Source organism: Frankia sp. CeCAU1 (assembly GCF_977971845.1).
The window spans coordinates 1-654 of the sequence record NZ_CDWWXA010000251.1 but is presented as its reverse complement, the minus strand read 5'-3'; the positions used below and the strand labels follow the sequence as shown (position 1 = coordinate 654).

1 protein-coding gene is annotated in these 654 nt (G+C 65.7%); it reads right to left on the bottom strand.

Going from position 1 to position 654, the window contains the following annotated elements; genetic code table 11:
- Window positions 1-465 (bottom strand): AMP-binding enzyme (locus AC08OO_RS23105; protein ID WP_476619086.1); only part of this gene is annotated, 465 nt, incomplete at its 3' end.
- Between the last annotated feature and the right edge of the window lie 189 nt (window positions 466-654).

Genomic DNA, 654 nt, shown 5'->3' with positions numbered 1-654 from the left:
GGCGCCGACCCGGTCCAGGTGCAGGGTCTCAGCGAACAGGCCGCACAGCAGCTCCTCGGCGGGAGTACGAGGAGCACGCCCGGTGACCAGACCCGCGAAATCCGGAGCGGGCAGAGCCTTACGGTCAAGCTTCCCGCTCAGCGTCAACGGCAACTCCGCCAACTCCACCACCGCCGCCGGCACCATGTACTCCGGCAACCGCCGCGCGGCGAACTCCCGCAACCCGGCAGCATCCACACCCCGACCCGCCGCCGCCACCACGTAGGCGACAAGATACCGATGACCAGGCTGATCCTCCCGGACCACCACCGCAACCCGACCCACCGCCCCATCCCCCGCCAAAACAGCCTCAACCTCACCCAACTCGATCCGCAACCCACGAATCTTCACCTGCGCATCAACCCGCCCCACATACACCAACACACCATCACCCCGCCACCGCACCAAATCCCCCGTCCGATACATCCGCTCCCCAAACCCAGAAAACGGACACGCCACAAACCGCTCCCCCGTCAACGACGAACGACCCACATACCCACGCGCCAACCCCACACCAGCGATATACAACTCCCCCACCACCCCCGGCGGAACCGGCCGCAGAAAACCATCCAACACAAACAACCGAACATTCCAGATCGGCCCCCCGATCGGCAC